Source organism: Luteibacter sp. (genome assembly GCF_036499525.1).
In the GTDB taxonomy this organism is placed as follows: Bacteria; Pseudomonadota; Gammaproteobacteria; order Xanthomonadales; family Rhodanobacteraceae; genus Luteibacter.
This window is the reverse complement of sequence record NZ_DASYDO010000063.1, coordinates 51,623-78,293: the sequence shown is the minus strand read 5'-3', so window position 1 is coordinate 78,293 and position 26,671 is coordinate 51,623. Positions and strand designations below refer to the sequence as shown.

Here is a 26,671-nt window from a genome sequence, read left to right as displayed (position 1 = left end):
CCCCGATGTCCGACATTCTCCATCGCATCCTGGACCGCAAGGTGCAAGAGATCGCGGAGCGCAGCCGCAAGCACACCCTCGACGACCTCGCCGCTCGCATCGCCGACCTGGAACCGACACGAGGCTTCGTTGCCGCCATCGACGCCCGCCTGCATGACGGCGATCCGGCAGTCATTGCCGAAATCAAGAAGGCCAGTCCCAGCAAGGGCCTGATCCGCGAGAATTTCGATCCCGCCGCCATCGCGGCCAGCTACCAGCAGGGCGGGGCCACATGCCTGTCCGTGCTCACCGATGCCGATTTCTTCCAGGGCCATGAGGATTTCGTGGGCCTGGCGCGCGCGGCCTGCAACCTGCCGATCCTGCGCAAGGATTTCATCATCGACGAATACCAGGTGTACGAGGCCCGCACGATCGGTGCCGATTGCATCCTGCTGATCGTGGCCGCGTTCGCGCAGAAGGAATCCGATGGCGATCGCGTCTATGACGAAAATCGCCTCACGGAACTTTCGTTGCTTGCCGCGGAACTCGATCTCGACGTCCTCATGGAAGTCCATAATGAAGAGGAACTCGAGGTCGCTCTCGGTACGCCGGCGCCGCTGATCGGCGTCAATAACCGCAACCTGCGCACCTTCGAGACGTCGCTTGGCACCTCGCTGAGGCTGAAGGATCGTGTCGGTTCGGAAACAGCGATCGTCGCCGAATCCGGCATCCACACGGTGGAAGACGTGCGCAAGCTACGCGAGGCGGGCATCAACGCCTTCCTGGTGGGCGAGGCCTTCATGCGCGCGGCCGATCCCGGGGCCGAACTGCAGAAGCTGTTCGGCGTTCGTCCACACACCGCCGTACACAAGCACTAAGGAAAACATGGATCAGGGGATGGAAGCGGCGGTAGTCGAAGACACCGCCGCCGACGTGAGGCGCGTCGTCTTGTTCGATTTCGATGGCGTGATCGTCCGTCATCAGACGTTGGAACTGTTCGTCCGCGAGCGCCTTTCCGGCATGGGGCGCTGGCGCGTGTTGCTGGCGCTTCCGTTGGTGCCGTTCGTGCCCCTGCTCATCGGCAGTGCGGCGGGCAACCGTTTCCTTGGCCGCGTTTTTCTTCGCGTGGTCACGTTCGGCCGTAGCGAGGCGGGTTGCCGGCGCTTGATGAATGCGTTCGGACGCGCGTACGCGCGCCGCCCGGGCGTGTTCTGCCGTGATGCCGTGGCGACGCTGCGGCGGCATGTCCATACCGGCGACCGCGTGGTGATCGTCACCGGCAACGACAAGCAGATGGTCGAATCCATGTTGGACGAGGTGAACCTCGGGGGCTGCGAACTGATGGCCTCGCAGACTCGCGCGGGCCTGTTCGGCATGCGTTTCGTCAGCCACAACGTTCACCATGCCAAGGTGCGTACGCTCGACCGGGCGGGCATCCCGCGGCCCTGGACGATCGCCTATGGCGACTCCCTGTCGGATATCCCGATGCTGAAGGCAGCCGATGCGGCGCGCCTGGTCAATCCCACTGCGAAGACGCTGAAGAAGGCCAGCCGCCTACTCGGCGACAAGCTCGAGGTGCTGTACTGGTACTAGTGATCAGCCCAGGGCGTAACGGCCCAGCTGGTACAGGCTGATGCCGACGATGAGGCAGCCTACCGCGGTCATCACATAGCGCGGCGGCAGGTGCCGCACCAGCCAGGCCGCCAGCGGCGCGGCCACCACGCCGCCGGTGAGCAGGCCCAGCACGATCGGCCAGTGCTGGATGCCCATGTGGGCGATCAGTGTCGTGGAGATAGCGACGGTGACCACGAATTCCGCCGCGTTCACCGTGCCGATGGTCTGCCGCACGGGCCCGCCGCGGGCAAGCAGGGTGGAGGTAGCGATTGGGCCCCAGCCGCCGCCCCCGATGGCGTCGAGCAGGCCGGCAAAGAACCCCAGGATGCCTTTGTGCCGCACGCGATGGTGGGACACGACGCGCCCCGCGGCGCGCACGAGCACGACCACGCCGAGGATGAGCAGGTAGGCGTAGACGAAGGGCCTCAACGCGTCGCCGGGCACGCTCGCGAGGAGCCACGCCCCGATGACACCGCCGACCACCCCTGGTATCGCAAGCTGGCGGAATGCCTTCCAGTCGACGTTGCCGAACAGGGCATGGGCGCCGCCGGATACGCCGGTGGTGAATACTTCGGCCGTGTGCACCGTGGCGCTGGCCACGGCTGGCGGCAGGCCGAGCGCCAGAAGCACCGAGTTCGACACGATGCCGTAGGCCATGCCAAGCGCGCCATCGACCAGTTGTGCGAGCAGGCCGACGCCGATGAAGATCGCGAATTGGCTCCAGTCCATGGTTTCTCATCCTCCGGTGGATCCGGCGACCACCATATACGAGGTTGGCGGCACGGCGGCATGAAGGGCGACTTCTGGCGCTTGCATGCGGCATCGCGCCACGGCTAGCCTCATCCATCACACACCGCGAGATCACCGATGTATCTCTCATCCCTGCGCGAGCTGGCGCTCGGCAGTCGGCTCAAGGCACTGAGCGACCAGTTCTATACGGCCGTCGACGAGGTCTACCGCGCCTGTGGCGCCGGTATCGAATCGCGCTGGTTCCCGGTGATGCGCTACCTCCGTGACGTCGGCCCCACCACGGTCACCGACATGGCCCTGGCGATCGGACAGACACATTCCGCCGTCAGCCAGCTGGCCGACCGGCTGGTGGAAGCAGGCATGGTGGTGCGACGGCGCGATCCGCACGACGGACGCCGCAGCGTGCTCGGACTTACCGATGCCGGCGAGCGGGCGCTGGGTGCACTGGGGCCCGTCTGGCTCGCCATCCGGCGTGGCATGGCCCAAGCCCTGGGGCCACATGGCCTGATCATGCTGGAAGCCATCGACGACTGCGAGAAGGCCCTGCTCGACCGGCCACTCGTACCGGCGATCCTCGAACAACGCGCCGCGCTCACCCGCGCGAGCGTGGAAGTGGTGCCGTTCGATCCGGCCCTGCGCGATCACTTCCGTCGTCTCAACCAGCAGTGGCTCGAGCGCCATTTCCACGTCGAAAGCGTGGATCGGACGCTGTTCGCCGATCCGGAGGGCCTGATCCTCGCGCCTGGCGGTGCGATCTTCTTCGCCCTTTACGCAGGCGAAGTGGTGGGAACCTGTGCGCTCATCCGCGAAAGCGAGGACGTCTTCGAACTGTCGAAAATGGGCGTGGACGAAAACTTCCGCGGGCTGGGCGCCGGGCGCGCGCTGCTCGAAGCGGCCCTCGCCGAATACCGCCGTCGCGGCGGCAAGGAGCTGTTCCTGGAATCGAACAGCAAGCTCGACCGCGCCCTCGGCATGTACGAGCGCGCCGGATTCGTCCGGCAGTCGTCCATCCGGCCCGGCTCACACTACGAGCGGGCCGACGTCTACATGGTGTACCGGGGGAACTGACCCCCGGGGCGGTATCTCAGCGGGTGCCGCGAACCACGATGGTCTTGCCGGCTACGTCGATCATCCGCTCTTCCTCGAGCTGCTTCAGCACCCGGCCCACCATCTCGCGGGAACAGCCGACGATCCGGCTCACCTCCTGGCGCGAGATGCGGATCTGGGTACCGTCCGGATGGGTCATCGCGTCTGGCTCCTGGCAGAGGTCGAGCAAGGTGCGAGACACCCGGTTCGTCACGTCCATGAACGCCATGCGGCTGACCTGGCGCGAGGTGCGCAGGAGTCGCTGGGTCAGCTGCGAGCCGATGGCGAAGAGCAGTTTCGGGCATTCGGCGGCCAATGGGCCTTCCAGTAGCTGGAACAGCCGTTCGTAACTGATCTCGGCCATTTCCACGGCCGTGCGGGTGCGCACGAGCGATTCGCGCTGCGCCTGCTCGACGAAGAGGCCCATCTCACCGATGAACTGGCCACGGTTGATGTAAGCCAGGATCAACTCCCGGCCTTCCTCGTCCTCCGTGCAGACGGCGAGCGAGCCGTCCACCACGTAGTAGAGCGTGTTGGCCGGGTCGCCGGGACGGATGATCGCCGTCTTCCCCGGGTAACGGCGGCGGTGGCAGGCATCCAGGAAGCGTCCCATCGAAGTGGGGTCGGGCGCGAAGCTCGAGGGAGCCTGCGACCGTTCGAACGCCTGTTGCAACATGTATTTTAGTTGAGCCACAGCAGATTCCGTTGAGCCTCAATGGCATGGCGGCTCCTTCGGTCGTTGCTGACGGAATTCCGTCATGCGTCGCCGACATGCCATGTTCCCTTCCCGATTATTGCAGACATCCGGGCGCTAAAATCCACCATTTGGGGGGACGAGGTTCCGGCTTGTTCAAATCCTCGCCATCTTGCCCCATAATTTCACCCCCTCGGCGCCCGGACCCTTGTCTTACGCCGTACACAAGCGCCGGGCAGGCTAAGCCCCGTTCGGTGCGTTCATCTTGCGGGGACCCTTGCTGCTAACCCGCGTCTGCTGCTGGCCGTCTCCCCCGGCCTCGGAGAGTCGCTGTGGTCAAACCGCTTCCCCGCCTTCGTCTGCAAGGTTTCAACAACCTTACCAAGGCGCTGAGTTTCAACATCTACGATATCTGCTATGCCGTTTCCGAACAGCAGCGGCAGAACTATATCGAGTACATCGACGAACAGTACGATGCCGATCGCCTGACCCAGATCCTCACGGATGTGGCCGAGATCATCGGCGCCAACATCCTGAACATCGCGCGCCAGGATTACGACCCGCAGGGTGCGTCCGTCACCATCCTCATTTCCGAGGAGCCGGTGGTGGAGAAGCTGGGCCGCGACACGATCTCGGGCGCCGTCGTGGCGCACATGGACAAGAGCCACATCACCGTCCATACCTACCCGGAAACGCATCCGCATAACGGTATCGCCACCTTCCGCGCCGATATCGACGTGGCCACCTGTGGCGTCATCTCGCCGCTGAAGGCCCTGAACTACCTGATCGACAGCTTCGAATCGGACATCGTCATCGCGGACTACCGCGTGCGCGGCTTCACGCGCGACGTGAAGGGCAAGAAGCACTTCATCGACCACAAGATCAACTCGGTGCAGGACTACCTGGCGAAGCATATCCGCCAGAAGTACGAGATGTTCGACGTGAACGTGTACCAGGAAAACATCTTCCACACGAAGATGCACATCAAGGACTTCGACCTCGACACGTACCTGTTCGAGGCCCAGGCCGACGACCTCTCTTTCAAGGAGCGCCAGCGCATCGAGTCGCTGCTCCGTCGTGAGATCGAGGAACTCTTCCACGGCCGCAACCTGATGTGACGAGAAGCCCCGCGAAAGCGGGGCTTCTTCATGGGGCTAGATGCGGTAAGCCACCGTCTTCATCACGGAAGAAGCGGCGTGCATGAGGCCGGGCAGGGGCCAGGGCAGGTCCACGCCGCCGCGGGCCAGGGCGGCCTCGGCGTGGCGGATCTCGTCGGCCTGCATCTGGGTGAGGATGGCGCGGGAGCGTTCGTCCTGCACAGGAAGCCGTTCCAGGTGGTCGGCAAGGTGGGCCTCGACCTGGCGCTCGGTTTCCACGACGAAGCCAAGGCTGATCGGGTCGCCGACAGCCGCCGCGGCCACGCCGATGGCATAGCTGCCCGCGTACCAGAACGGGTTGAGCAGGCTGGGACGGCTGTCGAGTTGCTTCAGGCGTTCGGCACACCAGGCGAGGTGGTCGGTTTCTTCCTGGGCCGCGTGCATCAGGTGCCGGCGCGTCTCGTCGGTCCGCGCGAGGGCGGCCTGGCCCACGTAAAGGGCCTGGGCGCAGACCTCCCCCACGTGGTTGACCCGCATGAGGCCGGCCGCGTGGCGCCGCTCGGCGTCGCTCAGGGCCGCGTCGGGCAGGGCGTCAGCAGGGGAGCGGCGCGAGGGCTCCGGCGAGCCCGCGACGGCTTCCATGGCCCGCTCCAGGCCATCCAGGAGGCGGTCGAGGGGGGTAAGGGTGCGGACAGACATCGGAGGCTCCAGCATGCGTGGGACGACACACGTTACAATGCCCGTTGCCGCGCCGTCCCGGATGCGGCAGGCTTGTGAAGATTCCCTGACGTCATGCTATGATTGTCGGCCCAAAGCTCACCACCATCGTGGGCTTGCGCGATGAGGGAAAAGTTCGCTATTCTCTCGCGCCTTTGCTTTCACCGATTCCGTGTTCCGCCTTCCAGGGCGGCAAACCAGGTATTTTCGAAATGAAAACGTTCAGCGCCAAGCCTGAGAGCGTCAAGCGCGATTGGTTCGTGATCGACGCCACGAACAAGACCCTGGGTCGCCTGTCGACCGAGGTCGCGCGTCGTCTCCGCGGCAAGCACAAGCCCGAATTCACCCCGCACGTCGATACCGGCGATTACATCGTCGTGATCAACGCCGGGAAGGTGGCTGTCACCGGTGCGAAGCTGGACGACAAGATGTACCACCGCTTCACCGGCTACGTCGGTAACCTGAAGACCACCAGTCTGAAGGACCTGCTCGCCACGCATCCCGAGCGCGTGATCGAGATCGCCGTCAAGGGCATGCTGCCGAAGAACCCGCTGGGTCGCGCCATGTACCGCAAGCTCAAGGTGTACGGCGGCGCCGAGCACCCGCACACCGCACAGCAGCCGCAGGCGCTGGAAATCTAAGGAATCGACATGGCTATCCAGCAGAATTACGGTACCGGCCGTCGCAAGACCTCCGCCGCCCGCGTGTTCCTCCGCAAAGGCACCGGTGGCATTGTCGTCAACGGCAAGCCGCTCGACCAGTTCTTCGGTCGTGAAACTTCCCGCATGATCGTTCGCCAGCCGCTTGCGCTGACTGACAACAACGAGAAGTTCGACATCATGGTCACCGTCGCCGGTGGCGGCATCACGGGCCAGGCCGGCGCCATTCGCCTCGGCATCGCCCGCGCCCTCGTCGAGTACGACGAAGCGCTGAAGTCGCCGCTGCGCAAGGCCGGTTTCATGACCCGCGACGCCCGCGAAGTCGAGCGTAAGAAGGTCGGCCTCCACAAGGCCCGTCGCGCCACGCAGTTCTCGAAGCGCTGATTCTGTTTTAGAGCAGGCGCTTCACCCTTCGGTGCTTCAAGGTCAGAGCGCGCCGAAATCCGGTTTATTGGGAGATCGTCTAACGGTAGGACAACGGACTCTGACTCCGTTTATCTAGGTTCGAATCCTAGTCTCCCAGCCACATCAACTAAGCCCTTGCTAAGCAAGGGCTTTTTTGTTGCCTGAGGTTTGGCGGGTGGGTCAATGCGCTGGGTCAACTTATGCGCCTCGCTCACCATCTTGTTCGCCGCGAAAGCGGCCTATATGCCTTCCGCCTCGTTGTGCCGGCCGACCTTCGCAGCCAGGTCGGCCTGGCCGTCATTAAGCGGTCGCTAGGCACCCGAGACGCCGCTACGGCAAAGCTCTACGCATATGCCCTCAGCTCCCGGTATGCTGCGGCTTTCGCGGCACTCAGGGGACGAGTCGTGTCAATGCCACCAAACATCGATGATGTGGTCGCTCTGATGGAGGGCGGCGGGGGCAAGCGGCTCGACATCAAGACGGTCGACCCTCGCACCAATCTGCCTCTTCACCTCAAAACCAATGGCAGCGACGGCGATAATGCAGCCGGTCTCGAAGCCTTGCGAATCATCTTTGCGAGTCCACTGCCGGCGACGCCGGGCCCCGTGGTCTCCGCCCCCGTCACCGGTCCGTCCCTCAAGGTGGCCATCAAGACCTACGGCGAGACTGAGGCATTGGGTTTGAAGGCGGACACCTGGGACGCTCGGCGTCGGGCGCTCCAGTCGTTTTCGGACTATCTGGACGAGCAAACCCCCGTCGGCGGCATTACCAGGGCTCGGGCATCGGAATGGACGGATGCGTTGCTTCGCGATGGCAAGAGCAAGCAGACCGTCCGGAACTACACGACCCATGTCGCGGCGCTGTTCGACAGCCTAGCGCAGAAGGGCCAGGTCGAAGGGAATCCAGTCGCCGGTCTCGTAAAAATCAAAACTAGGGAAAAGAAAGCGCGCCGGGCGTTGGGGCACCGCTGGGAGCCGTTCGACCTGGCGGATCTTCAGCAAATCTATCATCCCGCCAACATGCGCAAAACTCGCATGGATCATGTGCGCTGGGGAGCGCTGGTTGGGCTCTACACTGGCGCGCGGGTGGGCGAGGTGGCCCAGTTGTATCTGCGCGATTTTCTAGAAATTGGGGGCATCGCGTGCATGAAGATATGTGCCGACAGCGACGAACAACGCGTCAAATCGGAGGCAAGTCACCGCCTCGTGCCATTACACCCAGACCTTCTTCGGTTAGGGTTGATGGAACGCGTGGAGTGGCTGCGCGGGCAGGGTGAAAAACGACTATTCCCTGGTGTGCGGCTCGACGGCAAGGCCGGCGTGGGTAATGCTTTGAGCAAAGGCTTCTCGTATTACATCAGTCAACTTGGTATTAAGCCCCAGCGCGACGCCGGGCGCGTTGGATTTCACGGCCTTCGAAAAAACGTCATCCAGATGATTCAGGGCAGCGAGGTCTCAGAGGAGCGGCGCCGCGCATTTGTCGGGCACGAAGGTGGCGAGGACGTGCATAAGACGAACTACATGCGTCCCTGGACTCCGGCGGAACTAACAGCGGTCACCGACGGGTTGAAGTGGAGCGAATGGCTCGACGTAGAAGGGCTGCGCGGGCTGCTGTCTCCGCGCAACGGAATTTGACAACTTAAGGACATTTACCGTGACGAGCGCAGCAGGTAACCCGCAGCAATTTGCGTTTCTCAAAGGGGGTGAGGACGTCCTTGCTCCCAAGGGTAGTGAGAATTTTGATTGGGACCGTTCGGCTGCCAAAGTGCGTGAACACTTTCACGACGCACTCAACGCAAAAAACCTGGCTTTTTTATTTGGGTCAGGTTGCTCTTCGATGGTGCGCAATGATGAGCAGCTTGGCATCGATACCATGGGGCCGTTGGCGGCTGAATTCTTGCGTCGATTTAAAGAAACGGCGACCTTGGAGAAAGCCTTAGACGCCCCGGACGCATTGCCTTCAACGGTCAGCGCCGAGACACCCGATGGATCTGCCAAACAAGCTAAGCCCGTTGATGCGCCGAGTGTGATGCCGGACGGTGACGCTATGAACAATGACGTCGAAGACCGAACGGCTTTGCTTGAGCATTTTGGACTGGATATCGCGGGCCCAGAATTCGCCAACAATCTGGAGCGCCTGATGGAGGTGCTCCACAGCTTTCAGTTCGTCCTAGGAAAAAGTGATAACGCGAATCTTGTAAAGGTGCGCGAACCCGTCAAGCGCCTGATTAAGCAAGTTACGAAGTTCGTTACGGACAAATGTGCAGATGGAAAATTCTCTGCCGGCGACGACACCTTGGTGCGCCTTTACCAAGTCTTCTATCGAAAACTAAGTTATCGCGACAGGACACTGCCGCGCCCATGGGTGTTTACGACCAACTACGACCTTTTTAGTGAAACAGCGCTGGACCGCCTGGGCATCCCCTACTGCAACGGCTTTTCAGGGGTTGTTGAGCGACGCTTTAATCCGACGTCGTTTCGCTATGCGCTCGCTGAGCAACTCGATGTCACTAGTCGCAAATGGGTTGCTGTCGACAACTTCGTATATCTATGCAAACTTCACGGTTCTATCAATTGGATTGAAGACGGTTCTAGCCTGTTTCCTGTCCGCGAGGTCTCCGCCGAGCAGGCGAAGCACTCCGAACGAGTGATGATCTACCCGACGCCAATGAAGCAAAACGCCAGTTTTGGGTCGCCCTATTCAGACTTGTTTCGAGAGTTTCAGTCGAAAATGGTTCGCGAGCAAACTGTGCTGTTTGTTGTTGGATACAGTTTCGGCGATGAACATGTGAACAACATCATCTTCCAGGCCTTGACCATACCGACTTTCCGGCTGGTCGTCATGCTGCCGCCTGACGCCACCGGGGTGCCTGCGAAACTGCGCAATTTAAGAGACCCTAGGGTTTGGTTCATTGGCGGCGAGGGCAAGGAAAAGAGCGCCAAAGCGCATTTTTTTGAAACGTTCGTCGATAGCTTTATGCCTGAGGCGCCCGGCGACAAGGTCGATGAGGCAGTTGAGCGCGTGCTGCGGGAACTAATTACACGCGCGGGGCCAGCCGCTTCGAGCGATGACGCCGCATGAGCACAGACGATCAACGCCGCGCGATTGGCAAAGTCGTATCCGTCGCTGCGGATAGGTTCACCGTGGAACTCCATGGCGGCACGTCAAATTTCACCGTTGTGGGATTTGATGACATCCACTACGTGGCGCGACTCGGTTCATTTGTGGTCATGCCAACACAAGGGGAATACGTAATTGCCGAAGTCGTCGGGTTGCGCGAGCGGGACGCGTCCCCCTCAAAGGACTCGGGACAATCCGAAGGCGGAATGGATAAAGCCTCGTCCGCAAAATTTCTTGATCTAGTTCCAGTGGGGATGCTGCCCCAAGAGTCGGATGGACCGTTCCGGTTCGGTGTCTCTGTGTTTCCGTCACTTTATGCGGACGCTCTTTACGTTTTAGATGCCGAGTTGGACCGAATTTTTGAAGTTCGCGACGCGACGGAGGTGGTGCCCACGCCGCCGGGCGATGGCATCGCGACGCGCTACAACGCATTGACGATTGGGACATCGGTCGTTTTCAAAGATTACTCGGTGAAGGTGCGCATCGATAGTTTCTTCGGTGGCCACGTGGCAATTCTTGGCAACACTGGAAGCGGAAAGTCCTGCACAGTGGCGACCATCGTGCAGTCCCTGTTTGAGAAGAAGGATGAGTATTTCGCAAGAGGTGCATGCTTCTTAATTCTTGACGTCAATGGCGAGTATCGGAAGGCCTTCGCAGAATTGCCCGCTTCGATTTCGCGACGTTATGTAACGTTGCTTGGCGATCCGACATCGGCGCCGCCCCCGCCCCGAAGCGGCAGCGAGTCCACCGCGGTCTTTCGGCTGCCGCATTGGTATATGGCGGTCGAGGAATGGGAGCTGTTGCTGCGAGCCAGCGAGCGCACACAGCAGCCGGTCCTGCGCACGGCACTTGGTCTGTCATCGCTATTTTCGGGTTCCGACGGCTCCCTTGCCCTCCTTCGCAATCACATTTTGGCCTCGTGTTTTATTTCCGTCCTACAAGGGGAGGCGGGACCATCGGCCAAAGCGGACCGCATCATTGCCTTGCTGTCATCTTTTAACACCTCTGAGCTAAACATCGAAAAAATTGGCCCGCGCCTCAAAGTGAATTTCGGTGGGTTTGTTGATCCCACGGCTGCGCTGACCTATTTGAGCGACTTTCTTTCCGATAACGTGGACCTTCCAGCGTATGCCAATGCACCATTCCGTTTTCGAGACCTCGAAAAGGCGATGGACCTTGCCTTGCTCTATGAGGAGGCTCACGGAAATCGGCAAATCCGAGACTACTGCGCTCAAATGGTCACGCGGCTCAAATGGATTGGCAACCGAGAAGAGTTCGCTTTCCTACGCGTAGACCCTGACAAACTCGCTCCCGAAGAACGTGATATCGGAACGTTTGTTGACGGCTACTTAGGCATTCGAAAGAAAGAAGGTCGCTATTACAAAGCAGCCCAAGTCATGGTGTTCGACATGAACGAAGCGCCGGACGAAGTCGTAGAGGTTGCTTCTGCGGTAATGGCTCGTTTGATTTTCGAGCGCTTGCGCAAGGCAGACCCGCGAAATGCGCTGCCGGTAAACATGATTTTAGAAGAGGCTCATCGATATATCGCGGAGCGACCTGGCTTGCACGCCATTGACTCGAGTCGTGTGTTCCAGCGCATCGCCAAAGAAGGCCGAAAATATGGGCTGTTCCTGACGGTCGCATCGCAACGGCCAAGCGAACTGTCAAAGACAGTGCTTTCGCAATGCTCGAATTTCGTGGTCCACCGCATTCAGAACCCCGACGATCTCGTGCATATTCGACAGATGACACCGTTCATTTCCGATGCTGTTATGAAGCGCCTACCTTCGCTGCCGAAGCAACACGCACTAATTTTTGGTAATTCCGTCAATTTGCCAACTACGTTCAAAGTGCGTGATGTCTACCCCAGACCTAAGAGCGATGACGCTGATATCCGTGCGTTGTGGTTTCACGGTCCTGACCAAGCGAGTGGTTTCGGGCACCCGACAACGTAGTCCGTTCTTCGGAGCGCCTTGAGGGACTGGTGTCTCAGAAATTGCGTTGGCAATGGTCATGCAGAAGACCTGCGCGCCAAAGTCTTCCGAATCCGGTGGAAAATCCATATGCAGACCAATACTCGCCTTCACGTCAACATCTAGGGCGCGTCTCAGAGTTGTTCCAACTCGCCGCTCAAAGCCCAGCAACATCCAGAGCCAAGGCGAACATCCACGGCCGCCAACACTCAGCGTTGGCGCAACAGACTTTCCTGAAGTGTGATTCTGAAGTGTCAAGTCTACTTGACACTTCGTCAATTGCTGCTTACATGGCGGGGAACGGACTGACACAAGGAAGTGCAATGACTCACGCTCGCCCGCACCTGACAACGCATAGCCGGGGCAAAGGCCATTCGGCGCTGGCAGGCGTCGCTTACCGCCTAGGCCTGAGGCTTCTGGATAAGCGGACGGGCGAATGGCACGACTACCGGCACAGGGCCTTAGGCGAAGAAGTGGTCGCCGCGTTCACGCTCGCGCCCGAAGGAGCGCCGATGTGGGCGACCGACGCCGAACGACTCTGGTCGGCTGTGGAACGGGCCGAGCGCCGAAAGGACAGCCAGGTCGCCCATGACTATCGATTGCCCGTGCCCTTTGGCCTCAGCGATGTCGAGGCCACCGAGATGGCCCGCTACATGGCTCAATCCATCGTCGAGCGGTTCCACACGATCGTCTCGGTGGGTCTCCACCGTGATTCGCCCGTCGACGCTTTGGGATTTCCCAAACCCATCGGCAAAATTGGCTTCCATGCGCACGTGTATTTTCCTACCCGGCGTTTCGAGTGCAAACCCGAACCGTCGGAAGACGGGGGCGCGCAGGGGGAATCGGGCGGTTCGGAGGGCTGGTCCTTCACAGATAAGTTAAAAGAGCTGTCGCACAAGAAAGCTGCGTCCGTCGTCATCGACAAGCTAAACGCGCAATGGGCCGACCTGGCAAACGTCCACGCATCCGCGGTGGGCCTCGTTCCAGACTTTACCCACCTGAGCTACAAGCGGCTGGGCCTCGCTAAGCTCCCGCAGCTTCGGCTTGGACCTAGCGCTACAGCGATGGAGCGCAAAGGTCTACCGACACGGAAGGGCGATTCACTGCGGGCCGCTCTCGCAGAGGAGCGTATGCCCCCCGTTGCTGCGCCCACCCAATCGCCGACAACGGCACCCATGGAGGTGGCCCCCGTCGTCGCAACGGCGTCGGAGGCTAGGCTCCACGACTGGCTGTATCCAGCCGCTCCGATTGTGTTTCGCCAGGGTCCGTCGGCCGTGACGTCACGACCCACGGTGGCGCCCACCGGTCTGGCGGCTCGCTTTCTTGCCGAACTCGACGAGAAGCCGGAGCTGCCGCAGCCAACGCCCGAGCAGCGGGAGCAGCTTATCGGCTGGCTCCAACGCATCGAGAGCGCGTTGCGCGCGCTGGTCGGTCTGGCCGCTCGCCTGCTCGACGTGCGCGAGCGACGCCAGCGGGATGACGGTGCCCGCGCAACATTTTCGGTGGAACTGCACGACCGGCGGCGCCGTCGCGCAGAAGCAAGGCAGGCGCTCGCGGAATGGCTCGACGGGCATCCGTGGCAGTTGCGTATGGTCCGCGCCATGGGTGGCAGCGGAAAGCCACCCGTCCTGGTTGAATTGGAGGGCCAGGCCTCATCTTTCGATACCGAAGTTCAGCAACTCAAGCGAGGCGTCGCCGACGCAGTAGAACGGGTTGCCGGATTTGACCGTCAGATGGCGACGGCGATGGACGAACAAGACGTGGCGCAACACGAGTTGGATGCGTGTGTGCAGTCCGTTGCTGCTTTGGAACCGCTCTACGCGATGGTGCTCACGAGCGTGGCTGACGCACACACAACCCCGTTCCTGACACAGGCGCTCCGGACCGCGAAAAGCGTTGAGTCCGACGCGCTCGACATGGCGACCGTTTCGGTCGAAACGTCTCCGGTGCTACGATTGGAAAAGTCGAACGTTGCTCGGCCGAGTCTTTGAGCGTTGCCTGCACTTGGCGTTCCACCGAGGAGTTGAGTCGCCTCGCGAACGGTGCACTCAGCTATCGCGTTCCTTTTCTGCGACATAGCGGTGGTAGGAGCACAGGGATTCACCGTAGTCGTCCAAGCCAAGGGGCTCGCTGCACACCATGCACTCCCCAAGGTCACCGGGCTCAACACCGCAGGCCAAACACATCTCGGCCTCGTGCACGAATGCTTCTTCCCCACATTCGGGGCAGCTATCGACAGGGTCGAGACCGCCATCCTTCGCTGCCATATAGCTCTCGGCCGCGAAATATTCAGAGAGAATCTTTCCGGCCCATTCTTGATTGCCCTCCGAATGCCCGCACGCCGCACACGACCATGTGGCATCGAAAGCCACCGTATTCTTAGCGTCGTTTTGCTTGACGAGATGGGAGCCGCATTCCGGGCAACCGACTTTCTCGATGGCTTCTTGAAGAACGGGCGGCCAATCAATGTGCTGGTAGGAGGCCCGACACTCCGCTCGCAGAGCGTCCTCAACCTCCTTCTGCTCAATCAGCGATTCCCAGGCCTCTGCGCCCAGCGCATCTCGTGGGTCAGCGCCAAGGTGGTCCGGCATGAAGCTCGTTAGGAACCGTAGACCATCCACGAAGGCGCTTTGGATGAGTCTAGAGTCTTCCACATAGTGATGCTCAACGGCGTTTCTCACTTTTGCGATGCGCTTAAGCAGCGTCACGTCGCATTCGACACCGCAGGACTTGAATCGCTCCTCGATGTCCCAGACATCCACCGTCGTATTTCCGACCTTCTCGAAGACCAACTCCCCGTCTTCCAAGCACGGTTTGAGATTCTTCCAAATTAGGATTTCGTCATATGGCGAGAGACGGCGAAGCTTCTCCTTGCATAGGAGAAGAATGCCAGCCGTGAGGTTGCGCACGGCGGACGCCAGCCGTTCGGGAGAGCCTTCGTTGAAATCGTCAACCCCGGTCTGAATTGCATTTAATCCATTACGGTATAGCGGGTTGTCGCTCATGTTTCTTCCCGTCGGGTGGTTGAAAATTGGGGCGCGCGCCGGTCAGTTCGGGACGTCGAACGCCAACACACTGAGGATGAATTCCCGATTGGTGTCGGAGTTGTGGTGAAACACGTAGCGAAATCCGGTTTCCTCATTCCAAGGGAGGGTCCGCTTGTAGTTCGGATGAGCGGTTGCCGTCTCGGAGATTCCCTTCAACACCGTAGTCATATTGGTCTCACGATTGAACACCAGAAGCGCCATCTTTGTATCGCGCCAGGACTGGTAGCCAAGCAGTTGATCAATCGCCTCGTGGAACGCCTTGGACCCCTTCCAAAACTTGCACTCGGCGATGAAAACGTTGCGATTGTTCTCGCGAAGTAAGATGTCGGTTTTCCCTCCGACGTTGAACGTCTCCCCCGTGGCGCGGCCCTCAAAGTGTCCGTTGAGTTGAAAGAGGAATTGGTCGCGCAGGTGCTCTTCATTCTGCTTAGCGAACGCCGCCGGCGACCGCTCCAGCAGTTGTGCCATCGACTGAATGACACCCAGCGCGTGCTCATAGTGCTCCATCGCCCATATTGGCTCTGGCTCAAAGGCGGCTGACGAGGCAGGTGGAAGAGAAGGAGGAGCTTTTCGCCTAGCCGTCGGCACCGCGTAAGTGGTGGGCGCACCCGTTCGCGGCCTAACTGGAATCCCTAGGGAACTCACCCTCCCTTGGTTAGCAAGCACTCGGTTTCGACGAGCTTCGATGACCTGCCTTGCTTCCTCTGGAAGGCGCTGATTTGCTGAATCTATCGGCGTGTTCGACCAAGCCAGATAAGACTCAATTTCCTGCAGCGCTTGGTCAATCATTGGTCGAAGCTCTGGAGCACTGTCGTGGGGAAATTCGAAGGTGAGCACTAACTCGTTTCCTTTGACCTCACCCGCCGGAGGGCTCATCGTGAACTGAGGCGGCCGGGCATGGAACAGTGGAGCTTCACCCGAGAATGGCACAAACACCTGAATCCGTTGGCCCGGCACGTAAACCGGTCGGCTATCGTCAAAGATGGCTCTCCTCCGGTCATAACGCACGTCGACCTGAATCTCCTCTTCTGTCATGTGCCAGTCCTGGCGATTGAGCCGTATGGCGTCAACGGTGTATGTCTCTGTCAGATACCGGGCCAGGTCGCTTGGTGCGGTGTTGAGAAACCTGTCTGGGGGAAGGTTTTCGACTTCCGTCCGCATTCCGACAAGCTGGCGCTCTAACAGCTCCCGAAGGTCTGTCGTTGAGAAGAGATATCTATGGCTTGCATTGGAATAGCCGGGCATCTTGACCTCGTTGCAACCAAGCGGATGGCTTCTGTTTTATCTTAGCGAAATGTTGGCAGCCTCGTAGGGGGTGGCGCATCCAAGCAACGCGTGCCTTCGGCGGGTCATCGACGGGCCCCCCGATAAGCCACGGTGCCCGGCAATGACCTCTCATCAAAAGCTGACGCGGTAGACGCTTTATTCGGAAGATGTGTCGCAGGTCGCGCGAATGATGCGCCGACCATTATGGTGGTCGCCCTGTTCCGGACCAAAGGGAGATACCCACCGGTATATGCAGCTGCTTATTCCGCTTCAACTGACCTATCGGTCTGGAACGAAGTGACCACGTAGCAAAAGGACGAGCGTTAACGCCGGAATGGGAAAAGTCTCACGGAGGAAGAGTAAAGCCTATGGATGATCGCGACGGCACGGATCTCCCTCAATCTGGAACAGCGTGACCACCGTGCTAGCGGCCGATCCCTGCTGCGGCAAGGCTTGCCACTGATGCGTGATGGTCTGGTTGTTCCAGACCTCGTGGCCAAGTTAGGCAGATTGCTTGTTGTGCCGAATCTGCGTCGCATCGGGCCGCCTTGCGTCGTTCACCGGTGCCACGATGACGCGCCCGCCTTCGGCGGCACGCAGCCCGAGGTTCGGCAATAGCGAGGTCAGCTCGGCAAATAGCCAACAAAAAGCCGGAGCGGCGGCAGCAACGAGCTGCGTTCGCTCCGGCGAGTGTCAGGCGTCTAAGGCAGTTGAAGCCGATAATGGGCTTGAAGCGCACGACCCACGATAGCGTCGGCCGCCAGCTTGTCCTCAAACCGCTCATCCCATTCTTCCATCGGTGGCGTCGCGACGATGAGCGTGGACACACCGGCGCATTCACGGGCGTCTAGGACTTCGCGTAGCCAGTGGCTGTGTCGAGCGTCGGCCACCTGCGTCGCAAAGTCATCCAGCACCAGCAGCTTCACCTTGGTCAGTGCACGGATGTCATCCAAGACAGCTTGAGAAGACGCAGCTTGCTCACACTTTGCAACCCAGTGCGAAGTGCGTAGGTAGCGCGTGCTCAACTTGGCCAGTGTGGCCTCCTGAGCCAAAGCCATGGCAAGAAAACTTTTCCCGGCCTGTGTCGGCCCGGTCACGACGATGCTACGGCCGGCGCGGACCCAATCGCACGTCGCCAAGTTGCTCAGCACACGAGCGGTCAACGCATGCTTGCCTGCGGGATGCGTGCGCACCGCGGCTAGCGACACATTGGCCGGCAATGCCGAGCGGCGGGCAAAGCTGCGCTGGCGCTGCGTGGTGCGCTCGGCCAGCAAGGCCTCGACTAAGGCCATGACGCACTCGGTCTGGGACGCCGTGACGCTGACCGGGTCGGCCACCCATTGCTCCAGCCGTTCGGCCATCACCCCCAGCCGCGCCTGACGCAGGAGTCTCACGGCTTGGCTCAGCATGGCGCACCCCCGACCAGGGCGCGAGCGCCGCGGATGTTGCGCCCGCGGGTGGTGGGCTGGGGCGTATCCACGGGTTTGGTGGCGTGGGCCATCAACCGGCGCAGCGCCGAGACATTCGCCGACTTCATCTCCAGGGCTTGCCCCACCACCCGGTCCACCAACGCAGTGCCGTGCTTTGCTGCCCAAGCGTGCACCTGTTCGCAAGCGGCCATACCCAAATAAGGCCGGTCGGTGCTCAGTTGCGCGTGGACAAATCGGGCAATGGCGGGACCCGCATCTTGAGCCCACCGCAGCATGCCCTCTGGTGAACGGTCCGCCTGCATCTGGTGCGCCTCGGTCTGGTGCGCGCGCACGGTCGTGTGCCGGCCGCGTTCGCGGCAATACGCGTGACGTGCCACGCGCTTGCGTTGGTGGAATATTTCTACGAGGTCATCCTGCACGCGGGCATCCACACGCTCGCCCACGAGGTGGTGCGGCACTGAATAGAAATGGCCTTCGACCGCAACGTGGTAGTCCTGCGGCACCTTCGGCACGATGTGCCACTCGCCATAGAGATAGGGCTCGGCAGGAAGCGGGCGCAGGTGGTGGCGCTCCAGGGTTTCAAACCGCTGGCGCCGGGTTTGTCCGTCCTTTGTCATTTTTCTTTGGTTCAACCGCTCCAACGCTTCAGCCACAGCCAAGTTGATGTCTTCGAGCGAATGAAACACTCGCTTGCGCAGCGGCGCCAGAATCCAATTCTGGGCGATTCGCACCGAGGCTTCCACGGTGGCTTTATCGCGTGGACGACGTGGCCGAGTCGGGTGCACGGCGACCGCGTAGTGTCTGGCCAGGTCGCCGTAGTTGCGCTGAATCACCGCCGGTTTGCCGGTGCTCGCAGGCTTGGTGACGGCGGATTTCAGGTTGTCGCACACGAGAATCAGTGGAACGCCGCCGAAATATTCGAACATGGCGACATGGGCCTTCAGAAAGTCCGCGCTGCCCTGAGTGCCCGTACATGTCGCATAGACCATCGAACTGCACGGCAGCACACCCACGAACAGCTCGACATACACGGGCTGTCCGCTGGCGCGATCGATGTAGAACAGCCGCTTGCCGGAGTAGTCCACCAAGAGGCTCCGCCCCGCCGCATAGTCTTGGCGCATGACCGTGGGTTGCCGGTGGCGCTGCTCCCGTATCTTCGCTGCAAAGTGCGAATAGCAAAGCGTGTTATCCGGGTCGGCCTGGCGATATTCTTCCCACAAGAGCTGGCGGGTCACGCCTGGGCTTTTCAACTCTTGCTCGATGAACTTGAAGTCGAGTTCGGGCTTGGGCTTGCCGCCCGAGCGCTGCCGGCGCAGCACCCGTTCAAATTCATGGTCAGGCAGCGTTTTGAGTTCGAGCCACGACAGGGGTTGTTGGGTGAGCACGCGTCGGTAGCGCCTGACCGTGGTTTTAGACAAGCGGGTGGAAGCCGCTACGGCGCGGTCGCTGAGCGGCGTGGTCATCAAAAGCTGAGCGGTGTCGTATTGTGCGTAACGTTGCATGAGAACTCCCGCGGCGCCTTGGCAAAGGCCAAGCGCGCCCGTGGGGCCAAGGATTGGCCCAGTTGACAAGGGGAGGGTTCGGCTCTACAACGACTCCGCAGGCTGTTGAAAACTGCAGCGTCACCAAGGCCGGGAGCTAGTTACTCCTGGCCTTTTTTTGTGTCCGTTCCCGGTGGCGAGCGAAGGGCGGCTAGACTCGGCCCACCTCCGACGATGCCCGGGAGAAGGACTGAGCGGCCGCGCCGGAGTCGGAGAGGCTCGCGGCGAGGCCAGATGCAGTAGCGCGTAAGTGAGAGATATCCGGAGTCACGGGGCAGTCCATAAAGGGTCTGCACGTCTACCTCTCATTTGGACCGTGTCAAGTGAGCTACGTCGCGAAGGCTGCGGATCACGGCGAATTTCGACACCTATTTCTAAGGACTTTTCGCCATCGAAAATCGAAAAGTGCGATCACGCGGCGGCTAGAGCCACTTTTTTCGCCGGCGAATGGATTGCAAATTTGGTGAATTCGGTTCCGTCGAGTGGCCCGCGACCGCTTCGGAAGGTTGGTGCGTTATTACATGTAATTACCCGCTCGCGGCGCACACACGCCTGCCTCGAAAGGTTGTTCTCCATCCCGCTGGTGTGGCTACAATCGATGGCCCAAGGGAGGGGCACGAGATGGACAACTCTGATACGCGAGTGGCAGTGCTGGTCGACTGCGACAACGTTTCGCCCGACATCGTCGCGCATGCGTTAAAGATGGCCGCTCAGTTCGGCCGCGTGGTGGTCCGCCGCGGTTACGGCAACCCAGGGACGCTCTCGGGACGATGGCAAGAGACGCTTGTCAGCCAGGCGTTCACTCCCTGCGTCCAATTCCAATACGCCGCCGGCAAGAACACGGCGGACATCGCGCTAGCGTTGGACGCGCTCGAAGTCCTCTTTGACCAGCGGGCCGAGGTGTTTTGTCTAGTCACAAGCGATTCGGACTTTGCGTATCTGTGCCGGAAGCTGCGAGAACGCAACGCCAAGGTGTGCATCGTGGGAGAAGCCAAAACGCCGGACGCGCTGCGGAACGCCAGCGACGAATTCTTTGAGTGGACGAAACCTGCGGAGGCGCCTGCTGCCGACATGGTCAATCCACCGAACAAAGTGGTCAAAGGCACGCCCGCAGCGCCTCCGAAAGCAACGAGCCGCAAGCGCCCGGCCTTCCTGTTCGATGCCGTGCAGTTGCTTGTCGCCAGCACTCCGGAGGGCAAGGTGTTACTGAGTCCACTAGGTCAGTATCTCAAGCGCACCGACCCTTCGTTTTCACCGAAGACCTATGGGCATTCGGGCCTGCTCAATATGGTGAAGACCTATCCAGGACTGGAGACGGTGGAAGAGTCAGTCGGGCAGTGGGTCGTCCGAATGAAGGCGACTGGTTAACGTAAGGCTGGAAGAGTTCGAGCGTCGGACTCGCTACCGTTCGTTTGAATTACAACCGGAGGAGACTTATGAGTAGCAAGAAACGTCACGAGGCGGTGCCCATACTGGGCGCCAGTGAGTGGTCAGTAGAGCAAGGAGGAGGTGCCTACATATCTTGGCTTGAGCACGTAAACATACCGGGCTTGGAATCGGCAGACATTCGCTTCGAGTTCGAGAAACGTCAGTCGCTCGCTGAGGTGAAACGTTTGATTGCCCAGTTGAACGCCCTAGGGCTCAAGTTTGTCGTTCAAAAATAGAGCCCACCAACAGCTGTGAGGAAAGCGGTAGATGGACCTTTACTTCGATGAGTCCGGCAACACGGGAACTGATTTGCTCAACGAGGCGCAGCCCGTGGCGGTGCTCGCGTCGACGTCTTTGGAAGAAGCCGCTTGCAGTGGCCTTCTTTCACCCCTTCTCAGGCAGGGCCAGAGTGAGGCGAAATACTCGAAGCTCAAGGGCTCCCACAAAGGACAGTCGGCGCTACTGTCGCTGCTGCGAAGTTCCGAACTGAATCGAGAAAGCGCCAAGGTGATGGTGGCGGACAAGCGGTTCTATCTGACGGCTCATCTGGTCGACAAGCTCATCGAACCGGCGTTGCTGGATGCGGGTATCGACGCGTATGCCGGAGACACGCATGTCAGCCTGGCAAGGCTCCTGCATTTTGCTGGCCCTCATATCCTGCCAAACGGTGGGTGGAGGAAAGTGCTGGGAGCTTTTGAGGCGGTTATTCGGAGGCAGTCCAAAGAAGCCTTCTTGGCCTACGAACAGATGCTTGACCGGGTTGTGCTGCCTGCTACCGATGGAAAGTTTGGGCGGGAGGCCATGCTGCTGTATGGAACGAAGGGTCGGGCGCAAGAGGGCATAGAAGGGTTCGAGGCAAGGGCAGTGTTCGACCCCATGCCGGACCTGTTCATCGGCGTCGTGAGTCAGTGGATGGATGAGCATCCGGGTGAATTCAGCGTCACTCACGATGCTTCTAAGCCTTTGGCTCAACGAGAACCCTTCATTCGAGAGCTAATGACCCCGCTGGCGCCTCGCAAATTCGGCTATGGCATGCGAAAAGCGGAGCTACCTCTGCGCATCTCCAAGCTCGCGTTCGCGGACTCTAAACAATATCCGCAGATTCAACTGGCGGACGTTCTGGCGGGGGCGTCGATGGACCTGATGATGGCTACCCTGAAATTGCGGCCTGAGACCGAGTTCCACAAACAGCTCCGAAACAGCCAGTTGTTCGTCATCTTGGTTGATGGCATTGTCGCGATTCGTGAATTCGGCCGCGCCAACGAACCAGCGGGCGGCGAACAAAATCTGGTGGACGGTGCAGCGGAGTTCCTGGCAGAAGCAGCGGCCCGGAATGCTCGCCAAGGCTTGCCCAGCTAACTACGGTCGTCCACGTCGTCGAGCGCCTGGTCGACCGCGTGATGGACTCGGTCGAGGGCGGGACCCCAATGGGTTCGTTCGGGCCGGCTTGTTTGGTCGAGCGCTGTCATCAGCTCGCGAGCCGCGGTCGCAATGTCGGCGAATTCGCCGGTTTCGCTGCGCAAAACAAGCATGCGTGCGTGGTGGCGAGCCTGCGGATACTGCGTCCGCCCTAGCGCATCATCAAGCGCTACGGTCGCGGCGATGATTGTTGCCAGGGGAAGGGGAGCAGAAGAGTCTATATGGAGCACGGTGCATCCTGGCATGTGCAGAGGGAATTTAAGTGTAGTGGGAGCGTTCAATGATGTGCAGCGGGGCACGGGCGATATACCTGCGTTTTCGGCAGCGTCGCTAACCTGGACGGGACAGCCACTGTTCTCGCTCTTCGGGCGTCAGAAGCGGGTAAAGCGCAGCCCACGCGGTGCGCAAGCGCAACACCTCTTGAGTAGCCCGTTGCCGAGCTTCATTGCTGGCAGCATCAACGGTCGCCCACGCCTCGCGGCGAGGCACGATGAACCCGACACGCCAGACTCGAAACGCCTTAGCTTCTGCATGCGCCTGCGCTTCCAGTCGCTCAGCACGCCCTAATGCATCGCGCTGCTGAGCCTGATAGCCGTTGGGATTGAGCGACAGGGACCGCGCATTGTTCTGGCAGTGCGCTTCAATCTGCTGGGGCGTGTAGCGAGCGAAGTCGAAGCCACTCATGGCAGCACCTCCCTGATGGTGAAGTCGCCTGGAGAGAAACGAGGCAACCAAGCGTCCACGGTGCCCCCGTCGAGCCTTCCACCTTGTTTGGCCGCAGCATCCAATAGCGCACTCATGTCCAACCCCCTTTCGGTGGCCAGCGCCTGAAGGCGGTCTCGAAGCGCGCGATTCAGCACACCAGCCCAATCTGCTAGGGCATGCGCTTGTTCTCGGCGCACGTCGAACAACGCAGCAGAATCGCGCTTATGCTCTAGGTCCCGAAGCTCGGTGACGAGGGCAGCACATTCGTCGTTGATGAGCACCTTCAAACTTTGAGCGTGCAGAACATTCGCGCGAAAGGTCGCAGGCTCACGCACTTTCAAATTGGCCGAGACAAGCCAGCCATCACCCAGTTGCTGGAGCACGTCGGCGTGCCCTGACATGACAGCTATGGCTTGGCGCATCGTCGGGCTTTCGTCGCGCGAGACCCGCCAATCGGTTCCGGGCGCGGCTGCGCCAACGACGAGGGGCGCACCAGCGTGTTCCGCAGGTCTGCGATTCCGGCGTCTGAGTGCAGCGATGAGCACGACGACGCCCACAACCAGCGCAAGGATGGTCAGCATAGAAGCTCCGCATATAAGAAGAGGGCGCCGCAGTGGCGCCCCAAGGTGTCAGGGGACGGTGGCGGTAAAGAGGGGTTGCGTCGCGCCGCTCACCAAGTAGTTTTCAACCACAACGCGGCTAGGCACGACGGTCAATTGCGGCTCCCCGCCTCGAAGGGTGGCGGCCACAACTTTGCCATAGACGGTGAACTGCACCTGGCGCCCAAGGGGGTTAGAGCTGATGGTGTGCTCAAGGCCTCTCGCCTCTGCCTCATTGGCTGGAGCAAATGTGGCCAGGGACGGATTGGGCGTGAACGACACGCTCGCAACCCCGGCTCCGATACCAATGCGAAGGTCCGGCCCGATGAAAGCGCCCAAATCGTAAAGATTTCGCGTGAGGTCGTAGGCGGGCATGCGAGCAACCACCGGGGACAACTTCACATACGGGTTTGCTTTGGCGGCAGCGATGGCCTTGTCGAGCTTGACCTTCACGGCGGCAACTGCGTCGCGCTGAGCGAATGCATCGGTGGTGCGCTGAAACGCGGGGTCGAGTCGCGCGGCGATGGCGGGGTAGTCCACCGGGGTGCCGGCCGCGGCGTAGTAGAGCCCTAACCAGCTAAGGGCGTCATCTTCGGGAGCCTGATACTCGCTGAAGGATTTTTCGCTTGCCGTCACCGTGGGTGGCGTTGCCGGCGCGGCAGCAACCGGTGCCGAAGTCGGGGCGGCAGACTCCGTAGCGGGTGGTGAACTGTCTGGCGCAGCCTGCGAGCAGGCTGCCAACAGGCCCAAGCCGACGCAAAGCAGGGGAGAGCGAGGGCGCATCACTTGCTCTCCTTTTGAATTACGAGCATCCACGCGCTTGCGCTGTGAGGGCTCTGTGTCGCTGCATCCACGGCGTAGTCGACAGTTACGGGTTGAACCGAAGCCACTGACCAACCCGTCTGAGCCAGCTGACCCAAGGTATGGTGACCAGCGATAGGGCAATCCAAGGCGGTCGAGCTGGTGAGCTTGTCGACTTGGCTGCTCGACGCAGCGGGTGAGTAACAGACGTCGGCTTGGCTGGCGACGGCCGTGCCGGTCACAACCAGCATCGCCACCATGGCGAACCGTCGGCTACAAACGTTCATATAGAGGTCCCTGTCCTTTGCCGACACTTAGGAGGGCAGCCGGCGTTGCCTGACGCGAACGCTAACGTAAACCTACTAGCGATATTTGAACAAGCGATAAACCTAGTGGGTGTATCGCCAGACGGTGTATAGCTTGTTAACCCGCCATAGCGGGTATTTACATGCAGCGCCCACCACCCAAGCCGCCCAAAACAACAGCGAAGAAATCCCACGCCCGGCCGGAATATGCGGCCATCGGTCAAACGCTGCGTGCCTTCCGGGTCGAGGCAGAGCTGACCCAGGTGGACCTCGCGGCCAAGCTGGGGCGGTCTCAGAACTACGTGAGTCAAGCCGAGACTGGACAGAAGCGGCTCGATGGTCTGCAACTTCGCGACTGGTCCCAAGTGTGCGGGCACGACCTGGCTTCATTTGGGGCCGCCGTGGAGGCTACGATTGCCGGTTCTCGGACGGCCGAGCCTTAGGGCCTTGCCAAGCGCCAGGGGTACGGTATGGATCGGGTCTCTTCGAACTCGGATCCACTATGAACGCTGCCGCTCGCGCCCGTTTCTTTAAATCGTTAGGCCTAAGGCTGGAGCGCCTGGAATCCGGCGGCTCTACGCATTGGAAAGTGGGAAGTGGGACGCGTTGGTATGAGGAGCATTACTACGACTCGCTGACCCAGCTGTGGCAACACTGGCGGGGCGTTGCCACCCACGTCTTAATTCAGAAAGAGGTTGCTCGTCTTGCGACTAACCCTTCCAACGAGCTTTCAGAAGCGCAGCGGAATCATCTCCGAGCTTTCGTTGTCCATAAGGTGGGAACGTATCCTCGATTTCTCGACCAAATGCAGTCTCAGTTCCATGAAACATGGCACTTGCCTCAGCATTGGCGGGCTCAATTTATCAAAGCAGTGGAACCGGGCGTCGACATAGGCTTTCGCTCGAATTTAATCTATTTTGTTGAGAAAGTGCTCCGAGCACAGGGACATAGCCCGAATGCCCCTCGGACTTTATGATGTGCACTTTGCATTCGGAGCGGCATCGATGTCTGACAAGGATTCGCTCGACGATGACCTGGCATATTTCAACCCGACAGGCGCTCACTCTATTGTCCAACGCGTTTTCCAGCGTTCATGCTTGGACCTGATGGCTGGACCGATGGTTGCTCATGTGGACGAGGAGACCATGACTGGGGCGCTTCTCGGGGCATTCGCGGCGAATGCCGCGTGGAGCAACCGACTCGTTACAGAGGCTACGGATGGCTTTAGCTGGATACGATACCGGAAGACACCCGGCGCGTTCGACTCCGAAACCAGGACAGGGGCTGATTTCGCGCTTCTCGTGCGGCATGGTTTGGACGACAATCGGATGGCAGTGTTTCAGGCCAAACGACCGGACTCCATAACGCCCAAGGTTCTGAATGTCGGTCGATTATCCCCAGCCGTGGACGACTTCGGGCCGGAGCCCCAGTTCGAACGTCTCAGGCGATACGGCCAGGAAATCTTACAGCTGATAGGACGCCCAGGGAATGCCGACGACATGTCGCGCTTTTACTGGATGCACTATCTGTCCTATACCAGGGCCGGGCTGCCCACGTATTCTCTCGACCAGTTAGATGATATTCGGCTTATCTATAAGGCCCGTGCAGATGGCGACGACGAGAAAGCTCCGTCGATGCTTCTGGCCCAACTCGATGCCATCGAGTTAGGGTTTTTGCTGACGGCTGGAGCGCATCAGGAACGCTCAAGATCAGAACAAGGTTGGCTCTTGCTTAACGACAGTGAGGCCAAAATAGCCACCAAGAATCTTGCCCGTAAAATTCCGTTGGTCGACGTCGCACCTAAGACAGCTCCACAATTACTTGACGCCGCGGCAGTGGACGTCGGGGGACTGGTGACGGAGCCCTTAACCAGAGCCTTAAAAGAGCGCTTAGACATCGGACAACGGTGGGCGGAGGAATACAACATCGTCCAAAGGAAGTTGCGCGCATCTGGACCAAAGCCCCGTCCGTGGTGACGCCGGCCGTGATAACGTCGCGCTGGGTCAACTCACTGGGACACATCCCCACCGGTTAGC

The 26,671-nt window shown here is 60.3% G+C and carries 26 protein-coding genes, 1 tRNA gene and 1 pseudogene; 17 read left to right on the top strand and 11 right to left on the bottom strand.

Translation table 11 applies throughout. The annotated features are described in order from the left end of the window. The first annotated feature begins 5 nt into the window (after positions 1-5). Both trpC and VGM71_RS12180 read left to right on the top strand, forming a co-directional pair. Entirely contained in the window at positions 6-857 is an 852-nt protein-coding gene (gene trpC / locus VGM71_RS12185; RefSeq protein ID WP_331545466.1) for an indole-3-glycerol phosphate synthase TrpC, read from the top strand. A gap of 7 nt (positions 858-864) precedes the next feature. Continuing rightward, entirely contained in the window at positions 865-1,572 is a 708-nt protein-coding gene (locus tag VGM71_RS12180; protein ID WP_331545464.1) for a haloacid dehalogenase-like hydrolase, read from the top strand. Between the two features lie 3 nt (positions 1,573-1,575). Here VGM71_RS12180 and VGM71_RS12175 read toward each other — a convergent pair whose 3' ends face one another. Then, on the bottom strand, positions 1,576-2,322 hold the full coding sequence (locus tag VGM71_RS12175; RefSeq protein ID WP_331545462.1) for a sulfite exporter TauE/SafE family protein: 747 nt from the start codon (positions 2,320-2,322) through the stop codon (positions 1,576-1,578). A 138-nt stretch (positions 2,323-2,460) separates the two neighbouring features. Here VGM71_RS12175 and VGM71_RS12170 point away from each other — a divergent pair, with 138 nt between their 5' ends. After that, positions 2,461-3,411 (top strand): helix-turn-helix domain-containing GNAT family N-acetyltransferase, encoded by a 951-nt coding sequence (locus VGM71_RS12170; protein ID WP_331545460.1) that lies wholly within the window; start codon positions 2,461-2,463, stop codon positions 3,409-3,411. 16 nt (positions 3,412-3,427) lie between these two features. Here VGM71_RS12170 and crp read toward each other — a convergent pair whose 3' ends face one another. Beyond that, the gene (gene crp, locus VGM71_RS12165) at positions 3,428-4,105 is read right to left on the bottom strand and encodes a cAMP-activated global transcriptional regulator CRP (RefSeq protein WP_414675125.1); all 678 of its coding nucleotides are present in this window, start codon (positions 4,103-4,105) and stop codon (positions 3,428-3,430) included. A gap of 350 nt (positions 4,106-4,455) precedes the next feature. On the opposite strand from crp, the gene speD reads away from it, so the two are divergent. Beyond that, complete coding sequence (speD, locus tag VGM71_RS12160) at positions 4,456-5,241, top strand: adenosylmethionine decarboxylase (RefSeq protein WP_036109987.1); 786 nt, start codon at positions 4,456-4,458, stop codon at positions 5,239-5,241. Between the two features lie 36 nt (positions 5,242-5,277). Here speD and coq7 read toward each other — a convergent pair whose 3' ends face one another. Then, entirely contained in the window at positions 5,278-5,919 is a 642-nt protein-coding gene (coq7, locus tag VGM71_RS12155; protein ID WP_331545447.1) for a 2-polyprenyl-3-methyl-6-methoxy-1,4-benzoquinone monooxygenase, read from the bottom strand. A 230-nt stretch (positions 5,920-6,149) separates the two neighbouring features. On the opposite strand from coq7, the gene rplM reads away from it, so the two are divergent. The 8 genes and pseudogenes from rplM to VGM71_RS12120 all read left to right on the top strand — a co-directional run bounded on the left by rplM (position 6,150) and on the right by VGM71_RS12120 (position 14,085). After that, the gene (gene rplM / locus VGM71_RS12150; protein WP_166699779.1) at positions 6,150-6,578 is read left to right on the top strand and encodes a 50S ribosomal protein L13; all 429 of its coding nucleotides are present in this window, start codon (positions 6,150-6,152) and stop codon (positions 6,576-6,578) included. A 9-nt stretch (positions 6,579-6,587) separates the two neighbouring features. Continuing rightward, positions 6,588-6,980 carry a 30S ribosomal protein S9 gene (rpsI, locus tag VGM71_RS12145; protein WP_331545445.1) on the top strand — a complete coding sequence of 131 codons (393 nt, stop codon included), beginning with the start codon at positions 6,588-6,590 and terminating at the stop codon, positions 6,978-6,980. A gap of 68 nt (positions 6,981-7,048) precedes the next feature. Continuing rightward, positions 7,049-7,122: transfer RNA gene (locus VGM71_RS12140), tRNA-Gln, on the top strand. Positions 7,123-7,201: 79 nt separating this feature from the next. Then, positions 7,202-7,384 (top strand): annotated as a pseudogene (locus tag VGM71_RS17685) (DUF6538 domain-containing protein); the annotation flags it as partial. A gap of 27 nt (positions 7,385-7,411) precedes the next feature. Continuing rightward, entirely contained in the window at positions 7,412-8,635 is a 1,224-nt protein-coding gene (locus tag VGM71_RS12135) for a site-specific integrase (RefSeq protein WP_331545443.1), read from the top strand. A 19-nt stretch (positions 8,636-8,654) separates the two neighbouring features. Next, complete coding sequence (locus tag VGM71_RS12130; RefSeq protein ID WP_331545441.1) at positions 8,655-10,082, top strand: SIR2 family protein; 1,428 nt, start codon at positions 8,655-8,657, stop codon at positions 10,080-10,082. After that, positions 10,079-12,076, top strand: a complete 1,998-nt coding sequence (locus VGM71_RS12125) for an ATP-binding protein (protein WP_331545439.1) — start codon at positions 10,079-10,081, stop codon at positions 12,074-12,076. Before VGM71_RS12130 ends, VGM71_RS12125 begins: the two co-directional genes overlap by 4 nt. Positions 12,077-12,417: 341 nt before the next feature. Then, the gene (locus VGM71_RS12120; RefSeq protein ID WP_331545437.1) at positions 12,418-14,085 is read left to right on the top strand and encodes a MobA/MobL family protein; all 1,668 of its coding nucleotides are present in this window, start codon (positions 12,418-12,420) and stop codon (positions 14,083-14,085) included. A 57-nt stretch (positions 14,086-14,142) separates the two neighbouring features. Here VGM71_RS12120 and VGM71_RS12115 read toward each other — a convergent pair whose 3' ends face one another. The 4 genes from VGM71_RS12115 to istA form a co-directional block, all read right to left on the bottom strand. Then, on the bottom strand, positions 14,143-15,099 hold the full coding sequence (locus VGM71_RS12115; protein ID WP_331545435.1) for a hypothetical protein: 957 nt from the start codon (positions 15,097-15,099) through the stop codon (positions 14,143-14,145). A gap of 42 nt (positions 15,100-15,141) precedes the next feature. Further along, the gene (locus VGM71_RS12110) at positions 15,142-16,386 is read right to left on the bottom strand and encodes a hypothetical protein (protein ID WP_331545433.1); all 1,245 of its coding nucleotides are present in this window, start codon (positions 16,384-16,386) and stop codon (positions 15,142-15,144) included. 722 nt (positions 16,387-17,108) lie between these two features. Then, positions 17,109-17,816 carry an ATP-binding protein gene (locus VGM71_RS12105; protein WP_331545431.1) on the bottom strand — a complete coding sequence of 236 codons (708 nt, stop codon included), beginning with the start codon at positions 17,814-17,816 and terminating at the stop codon, positions 17,109-17,111. Next, positions 17,810-19,339 carry an IS21 family transposase gene (istA, locus tag VGM71_RS12100; protein WP_331545429.1) on the bottom strand — a complete coding sequence of 510 codons (1,530 nt, stop codon included), beginning with the start codon at positions 19,337-19,339 and terminating at the stop codon, positions 17,810-17,812. The genes VGM71_RS12105 and istA overlap by 7 nt, the downstream gene beginning before the upstream one ends. Positions 19,340-19,999: 660 nt before the next feature. Between istA and VGM71_RS12095 the strand changes: the two genes are divergently transcribed. The 3 genes from VGM71_RS12095 (at position 20,000) to VGM71_RS12085 (ending at position 22,165) form a co-directional block, all read left to right on the top strand. Next, positions 20,000-20,746, top strand: a complete 747-nt coding sequence (locus tag VGM71_RS12095) for an NYN domain-containing protein (RefSeq protein ID WP_331545427.1) — start codon at positions 20,000-20,002, stop codon at positions 20,744-20,746. Between the two features lie 68 nt (positions 20,747-20,814). After that, a complete protein-coding gene (locus VGM71_RS12090) occupies positions 20,815-21,042 on the top strand; it encodes a hypothetical protein (RefSeq protein WP_331545425.1) in 228 nt (75 codons plus the stop codon). Between the two features lie 31 nt (positions 21,043-21,073). Then, positions 21,074-22,165 carry a DUF3800 domain-containing protein gene (locus tag VGM71_RS12085; protein WP_331545424.1) on the top strand — a complete coding sequence of 364 codons (1,092 nt, stop codon included), beginning with the start codon at positions 21,074-21,076 and terminating at the stop codon, positions 22,163-22,165. Here the strand turns inward: VGM71_RS12085 and VGM71_RS12080 are convergent. The 4 genes from VGM71_RS12080 to VGM71_RS12065 form a co-directional block, all read right to left on the bottom strand. Beyond that, positions 22,162-22,455: a hypothetical protein gene (locus VGM71_RS12080; RefSeq protein ID WP_331545422.1), complete on the bottom strand. Its 294-nt coding sequence runs from the start codon at positions 22,453-22,455 to the stop codon at positions 22,162-22,164. The genes VGM71_RS12085 and VGM71_RS12080 overlap by 4 nt on opposite strands. Positions 22,456-22,555: 100 nt before the next feature. After that, on the bottom strand, positions 22,556-22,909 hold the full coding sequence (locus VGM71_RS12075; protein ID WP_331545420.1) for a hypothetical protein: 354 nt from the start codon (positions 22,907-22,909) through the stop codon (positions 22,556-22,558). Next, a complete protein-coding gene (locus tag VGM71_RS12070; RefSeq protein WP_331545418.1) occupies positions 22,906-23,511 on the bottom strand; it encodes a hypothetical protein in 606 nt (201 codons plus the stop codon). Before VGM71_RS12070 ends, VGM71_RS12075 begins: the two co-directional genes overlap by 4 nt. A 48-nt stretch (positions 23,512-23,559) precedes the next feature. Next, the gene (locus tag VGM71_RS12065; protein ID WP_331545416.1) at positions 23,560-24,165 is read right to left on the bottom strand and encodes a hypothetical protein; all 606 of its coding nucleotides are present in this window, start codon (positions 24,163-24,165) and stop codon (positions 23,560-23,562) included. Between the two features lie 613 nt (positions 24,166-24,778). On the opposite strand from VGM71_RS12065, the gene VGM71_RS12060 reads away from it, so the two are divergent. Both VGM71_RS12060 and VGM71_RS12055 read left to right on the top strand, forming a co-directional pair. Further along, entirely contained in the window at positions 24,779-25,078 is a 300-nt protein-coding gene (locus VGM71_RS12060) for a helix-turn-helix transcriptional regulator (protein WP_331545414.1), read from the top strand. Positions 25,079-25,639: 561 nt separating this feature from the next. Next, complete coding sequence (locus VGM71_RS12055) at positions 25,640-26,611, top strand: hypothetical protein (RefSeq protein ID WP_331545412.1); 972 nt, start codon at positions 25,640-25,642, stop codon at positions 26,609-26,611. The last annotated feature ends 60 nt before the right edge of the window (positions 26,612-26,671 follow it).